This window comes from Teredinibacter franksiae, from assembly GCF_014218805.1.
In the GTDB taxonomy this organism is placed as follows: Bacteria; Pseudomonadota; Gammaproteobacteria; order Pseudomonadales; family Cellvibrionaceae; genus Teredinibacter; species Teredinibacter franksiae.
The window spans coordinates 4,203,997-4,223,372 of record NZ_JACJUV010000001.1 but is presented as its reverse complement, the minus strand read 5'-3'; the positions used below and the strand labels follow the sequence as shown (position 1 = coordinate 4,223,372).

The 19,376-nt window shown below is 50.1% G+C and carries 19 protein-coding genes and 1 pseudogene; 16 read left to right on the top strand and 4 right to left on the bottom strand.

From position 1 onward, the window contains the following. A pseudogene (locus H5336_RS17780) lies at positions 1 to 252 on the bottom strand (type II 3-dehydroquinate dehydratase); the annotation flags it as partial. Positions 253 to 536: 284 nt separating this feature from the next. Further along, positions 537 to 1,646, bottom strand: a complete 1,110-nt coding sequence (locus tag H5336_RS17775) for a protein-disulfide reductase DsbD family protein (RefSeq protein WP_246439129.1) — start codon at positions 1,644 to 1,646, stop codon at positions 537 to 539. A 511-nt stretch (positions 1,647 to 2,157) separates the two neighbouring features. Here H5336_RS17775 and H5336_RS23090 point away from each other — a divergent pair. The 14 genes from H5336_RS23090 to H5336_RS17710 all read left to right on the top strand — a co-directional run bounded on the left by H5336_RS23090 (position 2,158) and on the right by H5336_RS17710 (position 15,654). Further along, the gene (locus tag H5336_RS23090; protein WP_246439128.1) at positions 2,158 to 2,391 is read left to right on the top strand and encodes a hypothetical protein; all 234 of its coding nucleotides are present in this window, start codon (positions 2,158 to 2,160) and stop codon (positions 2,389 to 2,391) included. After that, positions 2,391 to 3,266 (top strand): protein-disulfide reductase DsbD family protein, encoded by an 876-nt coding sequence (locus H5336_RS23085; RefSeq protein WP_446697320.1) that lies wholly within the window; start codon positions 2,391 to 2,393, stop codon positions 3,264 to 3,266. Before H5336_RS23090 ends, H5336_RS23085 begins: the two co-directional genes overlap by 1 nt. A 284-nt stretch (positions 3,267 to 3,550) precedes the next feature. After that, positions 3,551 to 3,997, top strand: a complete 447-nt coding sequence (gene aroQ, locus H5336_RS17765; protein ID WP_185235558.1) for a type II 3-dehydroquinate dehydratase — start codon at positions 3,551 to 3,553, stop codon at positions 3,995 to 3,997. 52 nt (positions 3,998 to 4,049) lie between these two features. Next, a complete protein-coding gene (gene accB / locus H5336_RS17760; RefSeq protein WP_185235557.1) occupies positions 4,050 to 4,514 on the top strand; it encodes an acetyl-CoA carboxylase biotin carboxyl carrier protein in 465 nt (154 codons plus the stop codon). Positions 4,515 to 4,535: 21 nt separating this feature from the next. Beyond that, positions 4,536 to 5,876, top strand: coding sequence for an acetyl-CoA carboxylase biotin carboxylase subunit (gene accC / locus H5336_RS17755; RefSeq protein ID WP_185235556.1), 1,341 nt, complete (start codon positions 4,536 to 4,538; stop codon positions 5,874 to 5,876). A 59-nt stretch (positions 5,877 to 5,935) separates the two neighbouring features. Next, complete coding sequence (gene prmA / locus H5336_RS17750) at positions 5,936 to 6,829, top strand: 50S ribosomal protein L11 methyltransferase (protein WP_185235555.1); 894 nt, start codon at positions 5,936 to 5,938, stop codon at positions 6,827 to 6,829. Between the two features lie 140 nt (positions 6,830 to 6,969). After that, positions 6,970 to 8,361 carry a DUF3426 domain-containing protein gene (locus tag H5336_RS17745; RefSeq protein ID WP_185235554.1) on the top strand — a complete coding sequence of 464 codons (1,392 nt, stop codon included), beginning with the start codon at positions 6,970 to 6,972 and terminating at the stop codon, positions 8,359 to 8,361. Positions 8,362 to 8,639: 278 nt separating this feature from the next. Then, positions 8,640 to 9,632, top strand: coding sequence for a tRNA dihydrouridine synthase DusB (gene dusB / locus H5336_RS17740; protein WP_185235553.1), 993 nt, complete (start codon positions 8,640 to 8,642; stop codon positions 9,630 to 9,632). Further along, on the top strand, positions 9,629 to 9,943 hold the full coding sequence (fis, locus tag H5336_RS17735; protein ID WP_185235552.1) for a DNA-binding transcriptional regulator Fis: 315 nt from the start codon (positions 9,629 to 9,631) through the stop codon (positions 9,941 to 9,943). The genes dusB and fis overlap by 4 nt, the downstream gene beginning before the upstream one ends. Before the next feature lie 255 nt (positions 9,944 to 10,198). Beyond that, positions 10,199 to 11,779 carry a bifunctional phosphoribosylaminoimidazolecarboxamide formyltransferase/IMP cyclohydrolase gene (gene purH, locus H5336_RS17730; protein WP_185235551.1) on the top strand — a complete coding sequence of 527 codons (1,581 nt, stop codon included), beginning with the start codon at positions 10,199 to 10,201 and terminating at the stop codon, positions 11,777 to 11,779. A gap of 85 nt (positions 11,780 to 11,864) precedes the next feature. Then, positions 11,865 to 13,154 (top strand): phosphoribosylamine--glycine ligase, encoded by a 1,290-nt coding sequence (purD, locus tag H5336_RS17725; protein WP_185235550.1) that lies wholly within the window; start codon positions 11,865 to 11,867, stop codon positions 13,152 to 13,154. Between the two features lie 261 nt (positions 13,155 to 13,415). Further along, entirely contained in the window at positions 13,416 to 14,447 is a 1,032-nt protein-coding gene (locus tag H5336_RS17720) for a hypothetical protein (RefSeq protein WP_185235549.1), read from the top strand. A 64-nt stretch (positions 14,448 to 14,511) separates the two neighbouring features. Next, on the top strand, positions 14,512 to 14,904 hold the full coding sequence (locus H5336_RS17715) for an antitoxin Xre/MbcA/ParS toxin-binding domain-containing protein (protein WP_185235548.1): 393 nt from the start codon (positions 14,512 to 14,514) through the stop codon (positions 14,902 to 14,904). Then, positions 14,905 to 15,654 (top strand): RES family NAD+ phosphorylase, encoded by a 750-nt coding sequence (locus H5336_RS17710; RefSeq protein ID WP_185235547.1) that lies wholly within the window; start codon positions 14,905 to 14,907, stop codon positions 15,652 to 15,654. A 19-nt stretch (positions 15,655 to 15,673) separates the two neighbouring features. Here the strand turns inward: H5336_RS17710 and H5336_RS17705 are convergent, their stop codons facing one another. Continuing rightward, positions 15,674 to 17,149, bottom strand: a complete 1,476-nt coding sequence (locus H5336_RS17705) for an AAA family ATPase (RefSeq protein ID WP_185235546.1) — start codon at positions 17,147 to 17,149, stop codon at positions 15,674 to 15,676. Positions 17,150 to 17,224: 75 nt separating this feature from the next. On the opposite strand from H5336_RS17705, the gene coq7 reads away from it, so the two are divergent. Continuing rightward, on the top strand, positions 17,225 to 17,872 hold the full coding sequence (coq7, locus tag H5336_RS17700; protein ID WP_185235545.1) for a 2-polyprenyl-3-methyl-6-methoxy-1,4-benzoquinone monooxygenase: 648 nt from the start codon (positions 17,225 to 17,227) through the stop codon (positions 17,870 to 17,872). 44 nt (positions 17,873 to 17,916) lie between these two features. On the opposite strand, the gene H5336_RS17695 is transcribed toward coq7, so the two are convergent. Beyond that, complete coding sequence (locus H5336_RS17695) at positions 17,917 to 18,345, bottom strand: OsmC family protein (protein ID WP_185235544.1); 429 nt, start codon at positions 18,343 to 18,345, stop codon at positions 17,917 to 17,919. A 356-nt stretch (positions 18,346 to 18,701) separates the two neighbouring features. On the opposite strand from H5336_RS17695, the gene crp reads away from it, so the two are divergent. Next, positions 18,702 to 19,337: a cAMP-activated global transcriptional regulator CRP gene (gene crp / locus H5336_RS17690; RefSeq protein ID WP_185235543.1), complete on the top strand. Its 636-nt coding sequence runs from the start codon at positions 18,702 to 18,704 to the stop codon at positions 19,335 to 19,337. The last annotated feature ends 39 nt before the right edge of the window (positions 19,338 to 19,376 follow it).

Genomic DNA, 19,376 nt, shown 5'->3' with positions numbered 1-19,376 from the left:
CGACGCTGGTGTGAGTAAAACCGCGGGGGTTGATCACAATAAAATCGACACCTTCATTGCGAGCGTCGTGAATGCGATCGATCAGTTCGTACTCAGCATTACTTTGAAGGCGTGAAGATGATGTCCCTTTTCAATACATAGCGAGGTAAGCTTTTGGTTGATGTCGGCAAGAGTCGTAGAGCCGTAGACTTCGGGTTCGCGGGTGCCCAACAGATTTAGGTTGGGGCCGTGTAACACCAGAATCGTTGCCATTGGGCTTTTCCTACCTGTTTGAGTGAGAGAATGCTTTCGAAGTCAAAATTGATTCTAAATTGCGGCGATTTGTACCGATATTGTTATAGTCGGTGGATAAATGTGCTGCACTTTAGCGTTGAACGCGATTTTGCCCAAATTACCGCACCTTGTCTATTGAAAGTTGCGACTTAACTCACTTTCAGCGAAGTTGACCTCTAAATTAGCGAAGATCACGAAAAAATACCTAGTTAATACTCACTCGGCGATAGATCGGTTCAGCGCATCAATAATGCTATCGGGGGTTAAAAGTTGGGGCAGTATTTCCGGCTCCGCGTTGATTGTATTTGGAATACCATATACAGAGGAATACCGCTTCGGTTGTAGCGTTTGAGTAATGCGGCAATGTCGTCATCAGGGTTGGTCCAGTCACCAACTAGAAGCGTTACGCCAAGCTCTTCCGCACGGGCAAAAAATGCCTTGGAACTGAAGGCTACAGTTTCGTTCACTTTACACGTTATACACCAGTCTGCCGTGAGGTTTACGAACACAGGTTTTCCTGTCTGATTTAAGGCCTGAAGGCGCGCGGGCGTATAGGGCTCCCAGTTTTCGTAGTGGTTGGATGCGCTTCCAGTGAAGGAGCGGATTTGCCAGGTGAGGTGTGCAGCTGCAAGGAGGCAGACAACAATAAGGCCGCGAAGCGCAAGCTTTTTCCCTAGAGTCTGAGGTGAAAACTGGGTAAGCCAGAGCGCAAAGGTGATGAGCAGTGCGCCGGTTAATACATACGCGGTTCCTGTGCTGCCTGATTGGTGGCCGAGCACCCAGAGTAGCCAGATGCAGGTTGCCAGCAATGGAAAGGCGAGAATCTGTTTGAGTGTTTCCATCCATGCGGCGGGTTTGGGCATGTAGTTCGCCAGCTTTGGGCTGTAGCTCAGAGCGAGAAACGGCAGTGCCATACCAAAGCCAAGGCTGGCAAAAATAATTAATGCTACGAATACCGACTGCGTTAGCGCCACTCCCAGAGCCGGAGCCATAAAAGGTGCCGTGCAGGGGCTGGCTACAACAGCGGCAAGCACGCCGGTAAAGAACGAGGACCGTACGCCGCTGCCAGAGGTAAGCGCCTGGCCGGCGCCCATAAACTGAGTGCCGATATGGAACATGCCAAACAGGCTCAAGCCCATTACCAAAAAAAGGTAAGCGAGAATGGCGACAAAGACGGGCTGTTGGAGCTGGAAGCCCCAGCCCAGCATTTCGCCTGCTTGGCGTGCGGTCAGGATAATAGCGGCCGCAACCAAAAAAGAGCCCACTACACCGGCGGTATAGGCCCAGCCATGGGTGTGCTGCTTGTGGTCGGCGTGGCCACTGGAGGCAAAGCTTAAAGCTTTGAGTGACAGAACTGGAAAAACGCACGGCATTAGGTTAAGAATGAGCCCTCCAAGTAGAGCACCTAAGATAATGGCGGGCAGAAATGGGCTTTCGGGTGGTGTGTTTTGAGCCTGCGTGACGGGGTTGGCGGCACTCGCTGTTGTTTTGAGCTGAGACCCCTCTAGTTCAGTGACTGCACCCTTGGCGTCAACTTGGAAATATTGTTTTCGCGGAGGGTAACAGAGGCCGGCGTCTGCGAGCCCTGAGCGGTAACTTTTTTTCGTAGGGCCTAGCTATGCTGTGTATTACCCTGCGTTTGTATGTGTTAGGTATTAAAGTTACCTCTCAGGGCTCGCAGACGCCGGCCTCTTTTACCCTCCGCGAAAACAATATTTCCAAGTTGACGCCAAGGGTGCAGTCACTGAACTAGAGGGGTCTCAGCTCAAAACAACAGCGAGTGCCGCCAACCCCGTCACGCAGGCTCAAAACACACCACCCGAAAGCCCATTTCTGCCCGCCATTATCTTAGGTGCTCTACTTGGAGGGCTCATTCTTAACCTAATGCCGTGCGTTTTTCCAGTTCTGTCACTCAAAGCTTTAAGCTTTGCCTCCAGTGGCCACGCCGACCACAAGCAGCACACCCATGGCTGGGCCTATACCGCCGGTGTAGTGGGCTCTTTTTTGGTTGCGGCCGCTATTATCCTGACCGCACGCCAAGCAGGCGAAATGCTGGGCTGGGCTTCCAGCTCCAACAGCCCGTCTTTGTCGCCATTCTCGCTTACCTTTTTTTGGTAATGGGCTTGAGCCTGTTTGGCATGTTCCATATCGGCACTCAGTTTATGGGCGCCGGCCAGGCGCTTACCTCTGGCAGCGGCGTACGGTCCTCGTTCTTTACCGGCGTGCTTGCCGCTGTTGTAGCCAGCCCCTGCACGGCACCTTTTATGGCTCCGGCTCTGGGAGTGGCGCTAACGCAGTCGGTATTCGTAGCATTAATTATTTTTGCCAGCCTTGGCTTTGGTATGGCACTGCCGTTTCTCGCTCTGAGCTACAGCCCAAAGCTGGCGAACTACATGCCCAAACCGGGCGCATGGATGGAAACACTCAAACAGATTCTCGCCTTTCCATTGCTGGCAACCTGCATCTGGCTACTCTGGGTGCTCGGCCACCAATCAGGCAGCACAGGAACCGCGTATGTATTAACCGGCGCACTGCTCATCACCTTTGCGCTCTGGCTTACCCAGTTTTCACCTCAGACTCTAGGGAAAAAGCTTGCGCTTCGCGGCCTTATTGTTGTCTGCCTCCTTGCAGCTGCACACCTCACCTGGCAAATCCGCTCCTTCACTGGAAGCGCATCCAACCACTACGAAAACTGGGAGCCCTATACGCCCGCGCGCCTTCAGGCCTTAAATCAGACAGGAAAACCTGTGTTCGTAAACCTCACGGCAGACTGGTGTATAACGTGTAAAGTGAACGAAACTGTAGCCTTCAGTTCCAAGGCATTTTTTGCCCGTGCGGAAGAGCTTGGCGTAACGCTTCTAGTTGGTGACTGGACCAACCCTGATGACGACATTGCCGCATTACTCAAACGCTACAACCGAAGCGGTATTCCTCTGTATATGGTATTCCAAATACAATCAACGCGGAGCCGGAAATACTGCCCCAACTTTTAACCCCCGATAGCATTATTGATGCGCTGAACCGATCTATCGCCGAGTGAGTATTAACTAGGTATTTTTTCGTGATCTTCGCTAATTTAGAGGTCAACTTCGCTGAAAGTGAGTTAAGTCGCAACTTTCAATAGACAAGGTGCGGTAATTTGGGCAAAATCGCGTTCAACGCTAAAGTGCAGCACATTTATCCACCGACTATAACAATATCGGTACAAATCGCCGCAATTTAGAATCAATTTTGACTTCGAAAGCATTCTCTCACTCAAACAGGTAGGAAAAGCCCAATGGCAACGATTCTGGTGTTACACGGCCCCAACCTAAATCTGTTGGGCACCCGCGAACCCGAAGTCTACGGCTCTACGACTCTTGCCGACATCAACCAAAAGCTTACCTCGCTATGTATTGAAAAGGGACATCATCTTCACGCCCTTCAAAGTAATGCTGAGTACGAACTGATCGATCGCATTCACGACGCTCGCAATGAAGGTGTCGATTTTATTGTGATCAACCCCGCCGGTTTTACTCACACCAGCGTCGCACTTAGAGACGCGCTGGCGGCAGTGGATATCCCCTTTGTGGAGTGCCACATGTCTAACGTATTCAGCCGCGAACCCTTTCGTCATCATTCTTATTTTTCTGATTTGGCAAAAGGTGTTATCTGCGGCTTCAGCGCTCAGAGTTACGAATTAGCTCTGCAGGCAGCATTTATACATTTAGAAAGCCAAGAATAGCTTTCTCCTATATTTCACCCTAACTAAAAGCGCTTGTTACCGAGAGGCCATAATGGACATTCGCAAAATTAAGAAACTGATTGAGTTACTGGAAGAATCCAACGTTGAAGAGTTGGAAATCAAGGAAGGGGAAGAATCTGTGCGCATTAGCCGTGGCTCGCGCTCAGCGGCCAACCCTGCGATGCAACCGATGTATCAACCAGCCTATCAGCCGGTACCCGCCGCCCCAGCAGCGGCTGCTCCAGTAGCGCCGGCTGAAGCACCTCCAGCGGCGGCCCCCAGTGGTCATCAAGTAGTGTCACCTATGGTAGGCACCTTTTACCGCTCCCCCAGCCCCGACTCCTCACCTTTTGTTGAAGTAGGGCAATCGGTAAAAGCTGGCGATGTCATTTGCATTGTTGAGGCGATGAAGATGATGAATCAGATCGAAGCAGACAAATCGGGTGTTATCGAAGCCATTCTGGCCGACGATGGCGAACCCGTAGAATTTGATCAGCCACTGCTTGTTATTGCCTAAGACGCAAAGAGGGTAAACACCATGTTCAATAAAGTCCTCATTGCAAACCGAGGCGAGATTGCACTGCGTGTGCTTCGCGCCTGCCGTGAGCTAGGCATTACAACTGTCGCCGTCTACTCAAAAGCCGATAGAGATCTGAAGCATGTTCGGCTAGCCGACGAGTCCGTGTGCATTGGTCCAAACGCATCCGCCGATAGCTATCTCAACATCCCAGCCATCATTTCTGCGATGGAAGTAACGGACTCGATTGCGGTTCATCCAGGCTATGGCTTTCTCGCCGAGAACGCTGACTTTGCAGAGCAAATTCAAAAAAGCGGTTTTGTTTTTATCGGCCCAGACGCCGATGTTATTCGCCTAATGGGCGACAAAGTATCCGCCATTCAATCCATGAAGAAAGCAGGCGTACCGACCGTTCCCGGCTCTGACGGCCCATTGCCCCACGACCCAGAAGCCTGCGTAAAAATTGGCCGCAAAATTGGCTTCCCGGTCATTATTAAGGCTGCCTCTGGCGGCGGCGGTCGCGGTATGCGTGTTGTGCACACCGAAGCCAGCCTTTGGACCTCCGTCCAAGTAACCAAAGCGGAAGCCAAAGCCGCTTTTGGTGACGATACGGTTTATATGGAAAAATTCCTACAAAATCCCCGTCACGTAGAAGTACAGATCATTTCCGATGGTCAAGGCAACACCGTCCACCTATTCGACCGTGACTGCTCCATGCAGCGACGCCACCAAAAAGTTATTGAAGAAGCACCAGCCCCTCTTATAAACGAAGAGGCCCGGCAAAAGGTGTTTGATTCCTGCATTAAAGCTTGTAACGCAATAGGCTACAAAGGTGCTGGCACTTTCGAATTTCTCTACGAAGACGGTCACTTCTACTTCATCGAAATGAATACACGTATTCAGGTTGAACACCCTGTGTCAGAAATGATCACTGGCGTCGATCTGATCAAGGAACAAATTCGTGTATGCGCAGGCGAAAAATTAAGTTTGCGCCAAGAAGACATTCGCGTAAACGGCCATGCCATCGAGTGCCGTATTAATGCTGAAGATCCAACCACTTTCATGCCCTCACCCGGACTTGTCAGTAATTTCCACGCTCCAGGCGGTCTGGGTGTTAGAGTAGACACCCACCTCTACAGCGGCTACAAAGTACCACCCTACTACGACTCCATGATTGCCAAAGTCATTACCCACGCAGAAGACCGTAAAAGCGCACTCAAAAGAATGGAAGGCGCATTGGACGAACTCGTAATAAGCGGTATCAAGACCAACACCAGTCTACAAATGGACCTAGTTCGCGATGAAGCCTTTATCGATGGCGGCGTGAACATCCATTACCTTGAAAAGAAACTCGGCCTCTAACCGACCCATGTCGCAACCCCTAGGGGTTGCGACAGCACCCCACACCCTGAGGTACCCCTATGCCCTGGCTCCAGCTGCGAATAGACAGTTCGCGCGACAAGGCTCCCATTGCGGAAGATGCCTTATTGGACAGCGGCTCACTGGCTGTCACCCTTGAAGATAACGCGAACCAACCCATCTTCGAACCCCAACTGGGTGAAACCCCTCTTTGGCGGGAAACTCGGGTAACAGGCCTATACGAAGCCGATATCGACACAAAAACAACCCTGAAAAACATTCAGGAAAGTTATCACCAACAAGCAGGCGAAACCCTGGATTCTGCCGTTTGGCGCATACTCGAAGATAAAGACTGGGAACGGGAGTGGATGAGCCATTACCACCCAATTCAATGTGCTGACAACCTGTGGATCTGCCCGAGCTGGACCCCTCCGCCCGACCCAAATGCTGTAAACCTGCTACTCGACCCAGGGCTAGCATTTGGTACAGGTACCCACCCCACCACCTTTCTTTGCCTGCAATGGCTAGCAGAACAAAAGCTTGATGGACAAAACGTCATCGATTATGGCTGTGGCTCGGGTATACTCGGGATTGCCGCGCTACTGCTCGGCGCCAGCCATGCCACGGGAACCGATATCGACCCACAAGCCCTACTCGCAACTCAAGATAATGTTGCGCGCAATGGCCTTGAGCAGTCTCAATTTCCGGCTTACTTCCCAAATGCCTGCCCAGACCAGCCAGCCGATACCGTATTGGCCAACATACTGGCCGGGCCACTGGTTGAACTGGCCCCGACACTCACACGACGCCTCAAACCAGGCGGCAAGCTATGCCTATCTGGTGTATTGAGGACACAGAGGAATGCTATTGTCGCCGCATACGAAGAAAACATCATAATCGACGACATTAGAGAGAAAGAAGAATGGATTTGCGTAACCGGAACTGCGCGAAGCTAACAATTTTGTGCGCCAGTTCTGTCGCCTAAGAGCTCCAGCCTGATTTACGCCTTAATCGAGAGCGTATAAACTGCACACAAGTCTATAGTTCATAAAGCATTAGGATACAAACCTAAGGAAGATTCTAGGATAACCCCCGCATGACCGACACCATCACACGCTGCCCTAAATGCAGTACATCTTTTCGCATTACCGAGGCCCATTTAAAATCGGCCAAAGGTGCTGTGCGGTGTGGTTCATGTTTGAATATTTTTAACGCTCGTGACCATTTAGTGCAACCCACACTACAAATGGCCGCAGTTGAGACAGCAGCCACGGCGCCGCCGCCCCCCAAAACAGCAAAAAAATCGTCTCCGAAACCCAAATCCAAACCCAAATCGAGCCCCGCACCTGCAAAAAAAGCCCCGCCGCCAAAGCAGCCTACTGAAGACGACGATGATATTCTGATAAGCGACGACATGCCGCTCGATGGCGCAGATGCCACCCCCGCGAACAAAGGCTTTGATGCAGACTTTAACGACAACATCCTCTACAGCAAGTCATTAGGCTCACAGGATACCAACCTGTTTGAACGAGACCCAATTAACGGAGGCGATGATGACGACGATGAGAAATCAGATGAATCTTGGGCGCTGGACCTAATAGAATCCTCCGATGATGAGGACTTACCTACCTTTCGCAAGGATACTGGCGCCTACGAAGCCATAGATGAACCTGAAGACCCAACAGAACCTGAACTAGACGAGTACCACGTCTACGATACCAGCTTTACAGAACCCGTAATTTCCGATGCGGATGTAAGCTCACCAAGAGATTTTAGCGAACAGGCGCCTGAACCGGGTAACTATAACGAAGACGACAAAAACGAAGGTGAGTACAGAGAAAACCACTACGGCAAAAAACGGCACCAGCCGGTTTTTACTGCAATAGAACCATCCATAAACGAATTGGAGAGTATTGCCGAGGACAGCCACCCTGAGCCACCAGGGCAACAACACTATATACACGCAATCGAACCCGAGCCTGTAGAATTTGCTTACAAACGCAACTACTCATTTTTGGAGTCGAGGCTGCTATGGGTCCCACTCATAACGATCATGGGGCTTGCTTTGGCCACACAAATTGCATGGCTACAATTCGACAAACTAAACCGAGTCGAGCCCTATCGCAGCTACTACGGTGCGATATGCAATATTACAGGCTGTGAACTCGCGCCATTGCTCAATCGTACAGAAATTCGGGCAGTCAACCTCGTTGTCCGAAGCCACCCAGATCAGTCCGGCGCGCTAGTGGTAGATGCGGTATTACAAAACTCAGCCCCCTACCCTCAATCTTTCCCGGCCCTCGACCTCGTTTTCACGGATATGCAGGACAAGCCCGTAACAGCCCGAAGGTTTAATCCTGACGAATACCTTGGCGGCGAACTGGCCGGCAGGCGCGATATGCCCAGCCGCCAACCCATTCATATTACGCTAGAAATCGTTGATCCCGGCCCAGCGGCTGTGGGCTATCGTATAAGCATCGCAAATTAATGCATTTTTACTCTTGATATTGCTACTTTTTTGACCAATCTGGTCAATTTATGCATTCCCAAGAAGCTCAACAACGGGTATTATAGCCACCCTTTTTTGGCGGCGAGTTTGCCCATCAAAAAAGCTTAGCGCGACAACAGTCTGCTCTTGATTCTCAATAGATCTACCCGTGTAGATATGAGATAAAGGTGGCTCAGGGGAAACCGAATCGCGCATCACCACAAGCCTGCTAAAGGCTCTCAGATGTAACCGCAAGCCATTCTTTTGGGGAGAATCGTTTGTTCCAAATTGGATCCTATACCATCGAAAGCCGCAGTCTTCTTGCGCCCATGGCAGGCGTAACTGACGCGCCCTTTCGCCGCTTGTGCCGCCAATACGGGGCAGGCCTTGCTACATCTGAAATGATTACCAGTGATACCCGGCTTTGGGATAGTAAAAAAACGCGCTCTCGTCTGTCCGGGCAGTCACAGGAAGTACTACCCGTAAGCGTCCAGATCGCCGGCAGCGATCCGCGGATGATGGCCGAAGCCGCGCAACAAGCGGTAACGACTGGCGCTCAAATTATTGATATCAATATGGGCTGCCCAGCAAAAAAAGTATGTAGAAAACTGGCGGGTTCAGCACTGCTCAAGGATGAAAAGCTCGTTGCTCAGATTCTTGAGTCGGTAATAACCGCCGTTACTGTACCCGTGACACTTAAAATCAGAACGGGCTGGGACAGCGACAACAGAAACGGGCCCGCAATTGCCCGAATGGCCGAAAACATCGGTATTGCAGCCCTCGCGGTTCACGGCCGCACTCGTGCCTGCCGGTTTAACGGAGAAGCAGAATACGACACCATTGCAAAAATTGCGCAAAGCGTTGAAATACCCGTTTTTGCCAATGGCGACATCAACTGCCCGGAAAAAGCTCGCAAAGTGTTAGACCACACCGGCGCAGCGGCGGTCATGATTGGCCGCGGGGCTTTTGGAAACCCCTGGATATTCCAACAGATACAACAGTATTTAAACCAAGGAACACATTGCGCCCCACCTGATATGAAAGCTGTTTACAAAACGCTGGTGTGGCACTTAAAAGAATTGACATCGTTTTACGGAGAATTGAAGGGAGTTCGTATTGCGCGAAAGCACGTGAGCTGGTATCTACAACGCTACCAAAACACGCAACATTTCCTTCAAATCTTTAACCAATTAGACACATTATCATCACAACTAGAGGCCCTGCAGAATTACTTCCAACGGCCAGCAACACATGAGGAAAATGCAGCATGAATACAGCGGATACGCTACTGAGAGAAGGCGCGCGAGAATTGACAACTCAGCCAACAAACGGAGAGCAGCACAATAGTACACAGGAGCCTTCACTAAGGGATAGTGTTGAAAAAGCCGTATCTAACTACTTCCAGCACCTAGACGGGCAGGATGTAAGTGACGTGTACGATATGGTTCTAGCAGAAGTGGAAGCGCCCATGCTGGAAGTGGTTATGAAATACACCCGTCATAACCAAACTCGCGCAGCCCATGTTCTTGGCTTGAACCGCGGCACACTGCGAAAAAAACTGAAGCAGTACGGCCTGCTTTAACAGCTAAACCCTAAAACATATTTAAGTGTAAAGGGCAGCCAGTGCTAACCGGCTGTCCATTCAGGCAACACTTTCGCCATCATGATTAAACCTAACAATGCTGGTTAAGGCGTTGCTCGATGCAACAACAAACTTCCGGAACCTGCCCAGTAGCCCTCTACAACAGCCCTTTAACCGGCATAATCTGTTTCGAAGCGGCTCCGGCACGTTAGTTACCAACAGATAAACTCCTTTTTAACAGGAACGCACCCACCCATGACAACTGTCTCAGACTACGTAACTGTACGTCGCGCACTTATTAGTGTTTCCGACAAAACCGGCATCGTTGAATTTGCCGCAGCGCTAACCAAACAAAGCGTTGAAATTCTGTCTACCGGCGGTACATACAAACTCTTACGGGACAGCAGTATTCCGGCAATCGAAATCTCCGATTACACGGGCTTCCCAGAAATGATGAGCGGCCGAGTAAAAACCCTTCACCCCAAAGTACACGGCGGTATCCTCGCGCGCCGAGGCATTGACGACAACGTGATGCAGGAACACGGCATCAACCCAATCGACATGGTAGTGGTGAACCTTTATCCCTTTGAACAAACCATTGCCAACCCCGATTGCGATCTACCCACCGCTATTGAAAATATCGATATCGGTGGCCCAACAATGGTGCGCGCAGCCGCAAAAAACTTTAACGACGTGGCTATAGTAGTGAACGCCAACAGCTACACTAAAGTACTCGAAGAAATGGCGAACAACAGTGGCTCCCTGAGCCGAGACACCCGCTTCGATTTATCTGTGCAGGCCTTCGAGCACACATCTGCATACGATGGAGCCATCGCCAACTATCTCGGCCAGAAGGTCAACGCTGGCGAAGAAAAGTTTCCGCGCACATTTAACCTACAGTTCGAAAAAATTCAAGGTATGCGCTACGGTGAAAACCCACACCAACAAGCTGCATTTTATAAAGAAAAAAATTGCACCGACGCAAGCATAGTCACAGCAAAACAACTGCAAGGCAAAGAGCTCTCGTTCAATAATGTTGCCGACACAGACGCAGCACTACAAACCGTTAAGCAATTTACAGCTGCGGCCTGCGTAATCGTTAAACATGCAAACCCTTGTGGTGTTGCACTAGGCGAATCACTTCTCGAAGCTTACGAAAAGGCATTCGCAACCGATCCAGAGTCAGCCTTCGGTGGAATCATTGCGTTTAACCAGCCGCTAGATGCCAACACCGCAAAAGCCATTGTGGAAAAACAATTTGTTGAAGTGATTATTGCCCCTTCGGTTTCTGCCGAAGCCAGTAAAATTGTCAGCGCCAAGAAAAACGTTCGCCTACTCGAATGCGGCCAATGGCAAACACAAAACGCCCACTCTTTCGACTACAAGCGCGTTTACGGCGGACTGCTAGTACAAGATAGCGACAACGGCATGATCACCGAATCCGACTTGGAAGTTGTCACCAAGCGCCCACCAACAGAAGAAGAGATTCGCGACCTACTATTTTCTTGGAAGGTAGCCAAATTGGTCAAATCCAATGCCATTGTTTACGCCAAAAACAACCAAACTATCGGTGTTGGTGCAGGGCAAATGAGCCGCGTTAATTCAGCACGTATTGCCGCGATAAAAGCTGAGCATGCAGGCTTTGAGGTAAAGGGATCGGTCATGGCTTCCGATGCATTCTTTCCCTTCCGTGACGGTATTGATAACGCCGCCTCCGCCGGTATTACTGCCGTTATCGAGCCCGGTGGTTCCATGCGTGATGACGAGGTTATCGCCGCTGCCGATGAGCACGGTATGGCCATGGTGTTTACACGCATGCGTCATTTTCGTCACTAAATAGAAGCATTTTTAAGGTAACGAGAATCCAGCAATAAATTATCGTTCCCGCTTCGGCGGGAACGTAACAATCGGACAATAACAAATGAAAATACTGGTAATAGGCTCCGGTGGTCGAGAGCACGCACTCGCCTGGAAAGCTGCGCAAAACCCTAAAGTAGAAAAAGTGTTCGTTGCTCCCGGCAATGCAGGCACAGCAACAGAAAATAAAATGGAAAATGTTGCTATCGACGTTATGGCATTTGAAGAGCTTATTCAGTTTGCCAAAACCAACAACATCGACCTTAGTATTGTTGGTCCTGAAGCACCACTGGTTGAAGGTATAGTAGATAAATTTCAAGCCGAAGGCTTAGCTTGTTTCGGTCCGTCACAGGGTGCAGCGCAGCTAGAAGGCTCGAAATCTTTTACCAAAGACTTCCTCGCTCGCCACAATATTCCATCGGCCGAGTATCAAACCTTTACCGAGCTAGAGCCCGCGCTCGCCTACCTCAAAGAAAAGGGTGCCCCCATTGTTGTCAAAGCCGATGGCCTGGCGGCCGGCAAAGGTGTAATCGTGGCTGACGACATAAAAACAGCAGAAGACGCGGTAATCGACATGCTCTCCGGCAATGCCTTCGGTGAAGCTGGTTGTCGGGTGGTAATAGAAGAATTCCTGCAAGGCGAAGAAGCCAGCTTTATTGTTATTGCCGACGGTAAAAATGTGCTGCCTATGGCCACCAGTCAAGATCACAAGCGCGCAGGTGATGGCGATTCAGGGTTAAATACCGGTGGTATGGGCGCCTACTCCCCAGCTCCTGTGGTCACAAACGACATATATCAGCGCATTATGGACGAAGTCATTATGCCCACCGTACGCGGCATGGCAGCAGAAGGTAACAGCTATACCGGCTTTCTCTACGCTGGGTTAATGATCGACGCAGATGGCACGCCAAAAGTTATCGAATATAACTGCCGATTTGGCGATCCAGAAACTCAACCGATTATGCTTCGCTTAAAATCAGATCTCGTTGAACTTTGCCAGTCAGCTCTAGATAGCTCCCTAAGTACCTGCAACACCGAGTGGGATTCTCGGCCTTCAGTTGGCGTGGTTTTAGCGGCAGGTGGATACCCAGGCAGTTACGCTAAAGGTATATTAATCGAAGGCCTAGGGAACGGCGAGTCCGAAAATGCAAAAATATTCCATGCCGGCACTTCACTGAAAAACGGGAAAGTGGTCACCAATGGCGGCCGAGTGTTATGCGCAACCGCGCTGGGTAACACCGTTACCGAAGCACAGAAAAACGCCTATACACTTGCCAACAACATCCACTGGGAAGATGTTTACATGCGAACAGATATTGCCTACCGAGCAATCGCAAGAGAAACAAAGCAATAATCCCTCCCTCTGGCAATTGTTGAATAGTCTTTGTCAGTCTGGTATTACTCTGCCAGACTGACAAACGACAAAAACCTGCTCCAACCTCCCCTCTCAACACCGACCCACTCCAGAACACCGCCACAAGCCCCACTAAACTTTTAGCTCCCTCGTTCCGCCGTAATGATTGCTTGAACCAATTAAGTACTTGAGGTGTAATCTATTGACGGTCACAACCAACTAGCGCCCACTCAAGGACTCACCAAAACAAGGAGACGAGCTTTGCTTAACGTTCAATTTTTCCGTACACAGATTTCACCTAGTCTCACGATTCGTTCATTCATCGCCATGATACTCATCGCAACCCTTAGCGCCTGCGGAGGCAGTAACGGTAAAAGCGAAGGTAACACACCCAATAATTCAGGCTCACGCAGCGCTGATGGTTCTCTTACCGAAATTAGCTCAGATGATTTCGACTATTTAGCTAAGCCGGGGGTATGGCGAATGAGCGTGGACATGACCGCCGACTACATTGTCGATTTTGAATTTTTCGGCGAAGTTTTTAATCTAGATACCCATATCGACCTAGTGGCCAATACCACGATGCTGATCGATATGTCAGGTTCAAACTCAACGGTAACCCAGTGCAACGCCCTACCCAGTGAGCCCCTAGAGGTGATCGATTTCGATAACGATGCACAATTGTCCAATAGCGAAGATTTTGGCCTCGCCGAGTTTTGGCAGTGTGATACCGAGATTGATACCCGCTATTTTCTCGTAACCGATGATCACTACCGCATTACTTTTGCGTGCCAGAATGAACAACTGGGTCAAATGGACCTCGCTTTAATGTCGAATCAAAGCCAGTTCAACCAAGGCACGCTCACCTTCACCTCGGACCAATACACAGATTTAAATGCAACTAGCGGCGTATGTGCATCTAACCGTGACATCTATACAGAGATAACCAACCTAGACAGCGGGGAAGAGATTCCACCCAGCCGCATAGGGGTAATTACACTCGCAGTACCCTATGAAAGCGGCAGGCTGGCACTGGAAATCAGTTTCGGCGACTCCGTCACTCCAGGAACCTATACCGTTGGCAGCCATGAGAATCTAAATACTGTAAATGCATCAGCGATTCTTACTTCAGTTGAGTTCGGCGGCACTACTGACGCCCCCTTCTATGTAGCAGCCACGGCAGGAAGCGTGACCATTGACTCCGTTGGTGAATTTTCCGCCGCCGGAAGCTTCAACTTATCAACCGAAACCGGAGATAATCTCAGCGGCTCGTTCACTTTCGACATAGAATAAAACTTGCACAAAAACACCTCATTTGACACAATTACGACAAGAAACGTTTCAAATGAGGCTGGCAATGAAGGTAAACACTCTCCCCAGTAATAGCGCTATAGTGGCCAATAGCTTAATGGAAGCCAGCCGCTTTCTTGGTGTAACGCAAGAACAAACGGCGGCGGCCATCGGCGTATCTCGAGCGACTATCGCACGCATGAAGAAGCGAGCGACCAACAATCTCGCAAACGATGAAGCCATTTCAAGTAGTAGCAAAGCTTTTGAACTGGCTCTTCTCGTTATCCGTATTTATCGCTCTCTCTATGCCATTCTCGGGGGAAACCAACAGGCGATGAAGCACTGGATGACCACCCCCAACCGCCACCTCGCCAACGAGAAACCCGTTGAGCTTATTCAGTCGGCTATGGGGCTTGGGCGAGTTATCTGGTACCTAGATGCGATGCGAGGCAAAATTTAGATGCCAAACATTCCCAGTGTAGAAACACTGGAACAACAGCTTACACCCCTAGTAGGCCTATGTTGGCGAGTGGTGGAAACACAGGAGACCGCCGCCACTCGAGCAATCACCAAAAACGCCGAAGAGCAGCTTCGCCTGGAGCAGCTACTCGACAGCAGTAAACCACCGCTGCCCGAAGGCTGTGAAAGCCTGTCATACCTGCTGGCAACACCGTTCCGCTACCCACCTCTGCAATATGGCTCCCGTTACGGTTCTGAGTGGGAGCAAGGTATCTTTTACGCTGCCAATCACAAAAAGACCGCACTAATCGAAGCGGCCGTATATCTCTGGCTTTTCCAACAAGGGCCAGAAACCATAGGTGAGCTCGCCGAAATCAAAGACTCACGCACACTATTTTCCATACGCCTTAAAAGCCAAAAAGGCTGCAACCTGTGTACCGATGTCTTTTCTGACATACGAGAAGTACTCACATATTCTGACAGCTGGCGGTTCACTCAAGAACTAGGCAGTCATTTACGCCAAGCCGGGGCCGATTTTTTTTGGTACCCATCGGCGCGCGATGCTGAGGGCATCAATACGGCAGTACTATCGCCCAAAGCGTTTGTTGGAAAAAAGCCAGACACCCAGGAATTATGGCATTTGCAACTTACGAAGGAACTTTGCTGGTTTGGCCGTGGCGACGGCCGCTATTTCGAATTTTCCCGTGAAGAATTTGAACAACAAGGGCTAATGAAACACCCCTGCCTATAGCAAGGTAAAACACAGCCCGCTAGTTCGCCCTCACAGCCCTCTCTTTCGCCCAAGCGCGCAACTCATTCATACGCTCCGCCATCACCACAGAGAGCGGCTGGGTTTGCTGGATAGCCTCCTGCAACAACTCATCGCATATATCACGCCCCCTCGCGGCGGCACTATAGGTTGCCGAAACCACGGCCTGTTCTATTTCAGCGCCGGTAAAGCCATCACTCAACTGCGCCAACGCATCTAAGTTGAAGTGGGCCGGTTCGAGTTCCCGTTTTTCCAGATGAATAGAAAAAATACTGTAGCGCGTCTGACTGTCGGGTAAATCCACAAAAAAGATTTCATCAAATCGACCTTTACGCATAAGCTCCGGCGGCAACTGACTAATATCGTTACTGGTCGCAACCATAAAAACCCGGCTTTTACGCTCAGCCATCCATGTGAGCAAGGTGCCAAGCAGACGCTTAGGCATGCCACTGTCATCACTGCCATCCGCCATGCCCTTCTCAATTTCATCAAGCCAAAGAACGCAGGGAGACATAAGGTCAGCAAGCTTTAGCGCCTCACGTAAATTACGCTCTGTTTCACCAATATACTTGTTAAACAACGCCGCCATATCCAGCCTTAGCAACGGTAGCCCCCATACCCCCGCTATCGCTTTTGCCGCCAGACTCTTTCCGCCACCCTGAACACCAAAAAGAAGCACACCTTTTGGTGGGTCAAGTTTACTGTCTTCACTGGAAAGTGCCTCGCGACGGTTCTCCAACCACTTTTTAAGGGTATAAAGACCTGCAACATCACGTAAATGAGCCGTGCTGTACTCAAAATGCAGCACCCCCTCCATGTTCATCAGCGCAAATTTGGCTTTCGTTACCTCAGGCAGATCGTCCTCGGTAATGGCGCCGTCATCGGCTATTGCCCCATAGGCCAGCCGACGAACATCCTGATGAGGCAGGCCTTTAAGGTTATTGACTAGCTTCTGTAACGTTTGATTATCGGTTTTAATTTTTGCTTTTCGGTTTTTATCGCCCCAAATCCGAGCCTGCTCACGAATAATACCCAAAATTTCATCTTCACTGGGCATGGATAAAGACACCGATACCGCCAGCCGGGACAATTCAGGCGGCAACTGCAGGCGATGGCTCACCAACACCAACTTATGCTGCGACTGGCTATAGCTCAAGGCAATATCTTTAAGTAAACGAATGATTTTCGGCGTTTCAAGAAACGGATGAATATCGCAAAGCACAAAAGCGCCCGGCTTTCTGTATTCTTTGATATAACGCAGCACGCTCTCCGGTTCAGCATACTGCTCCGGGTTTGCCAACTCCAACCCAAACCCCAAGGGGAACAGCCCCTCGGTGACGCTCCAGCGCCATGCAGGTAGGCTCGCACTACGAAAAAAGTTCTGCAGCAGGTCCACCGAGCGGGTTTCGTCCCATGTTTCCACCACAATCAATGAAGCCTGAGTATTGAGTATCAGTTTTAAATCGTTATTATTCATGTAATCCTTGATCGACGGTTCAGGTTTATCGGTAGTGTACCTGTATCGAACACCCATTTTAATCGAGATATGCTTATGGCCCAGCGTCGCCTTTCACTAATAGACTCCTTAATTTGTGGAGCCGATCGAGCACTGCGCACCCTTACGCCGGGAACCCAAACCCTAACGCGCGAAACACCTAAAGCCACGCAAACATCCTCGTTAGAGTTAACCCAAGACCAGCGCAAGCATGCAGCCGGATTAATGCGGGTGAATCATTCTGGAGAAGTCTGTGCACAGGCGCTTTACCAAGGCCAGGCGCTTACCGCTAAGCTACCAGAGGTGCGAGAAGAAATGGAGCTGGCCGCCGATGAAGAAATCGACCACCTTGCTTGGTGTGAAGAACGCTTAAATAGCTTGGGGAGCCATACCAGCCGGCTGAATCCAATATGGTACGGGCTTTCCTTTGGGATAGGCGCTGCGGCGGGATTAATAAGCGATAGGGTTAGCTTGGGGTTTGTCGCCGCAACCGAAGACCAGGTTTGCGGACATTTACAGGCACACCTCGAAGAGCTGCCAGAATACGATTACGAATCTAGAGCCATAGTAGAACAAATGCTGGTCGATGAGGCCAAACACGCACATACAGCTCTGGATGCAGGGGGGATTGCTTTCCCTGGCCCCATCAAAGCCTTTATGACCACGATTTCAAAGGCGATGACACAAACCAGCTACCGTATATAGCGCGCTCAATTTAGCGCCTGTTACTTACCAGCCACCGTGCCCGCTTATACAGCAGCAGTATCAATCATTTCGTAAGTATGGGTAATGTTAACGCCGGCGGCCTCCAGCATAATAGACGCTGAGCAGTATTTCTCTGCCGAAAGTTCCACTGCCCGCTTGACCTGAGCTTCCTTCAATGCCTTTCCAGCAACGACAAAATGTAGATGAATCTTGGTAAATACGGCTGGCACAGCATCAGCGCGCTCAGCCTCAACTTCAACACGGCAATCTTCCACAACCTGGCGGGACTTCTGCAAAATACTCATTACATCGAAGCTTGAGCACCCGCCCAACCCCAAAAGCAGCATTTCCATAGGCCGAACCCCAATGTCTCGCCCACCATGGTCAGCAGGGCCATCCATAACGACAGAGTGCCCACTACCCGATTCACCTAAAAAACAGGCCCCATCGACCCATTTAACTGTTGCCTTCATATGTCGATCCAACTTTACTAATCTAATGATTTTAACGCGCGCAGCCATCTTGGCGCGCCACATCCAGCCATTTAAGGGGCGGCAAGATTACCACAATTACTAGCTGGCCTAGCGCTAATTTGAAATGCGCATAAAAACCGTGAAACGGCGCTAACTTTACTCGAAATTCCATATTCGTTACTCAATTCCGTAATGAAATTCCATAAAGTATTCAATTTCCTCAATTTAACAGGGTATACTCCTGTAGGTTGCGTGACTCACATTTAATAAAAACAATTAAGAAAATATGCACGCCACATGGGCGTAATTGTCGCCATTCTGCTTAATAGCTTTTTCGAAGAATCGAGGGTACTAACTTGGTTGCTGTATCACTGACACGCCACATTAATAATGTGGATGATTTTCTGGCCCACTGTCACCGACGCCGTTATCCGGCAAAAAGCACGCTTATATACGCCGGAGATAAAAGCGATTCTCTTTATTACATAATTAAGGGCTCTGTCACCGTTCTTATTGAGGACGAAGAAGGCCGCGAAATGATCGTCGCCTATTTAAACGACGGCGATTTCTTTGGTGAAATGGGCCTGTTTGACGAACAAGACAATCGCAGCGCCTGGGTGAGAGCCAAGACTGAGTGTGAAATCGCAGAAATATCCTATTCTAAATTTCAGGAAATTTCCGAGGCATACCCTGAGTTCCTCTTCGCCCTCGGTACCCAGATGGCCCGCAGGCTGCGAAACACCACACGAAAAGTGGGCGACTTAGCCTTCCTTGATGTAACCGGCCGCGTTGCCCGCACCTTACTAGATCTATGTAAAGAGCCCGACGCAATGACGCACCCGGACGGCATGCAAATCAAAATTACCCGACAAGAAATCGGACGAATTGTTGGCTGTTCACGCGAAATGGTAGGTCGCGTTCTCAAAACACTGGAAGATCAGGGGTTAGTTTCCGTCAAGGGTAAAACCATGGTGGTATTTGGTACCCGATAAAATACTTGAGTTAATAACGCCTACCGTGTGCAAATACAC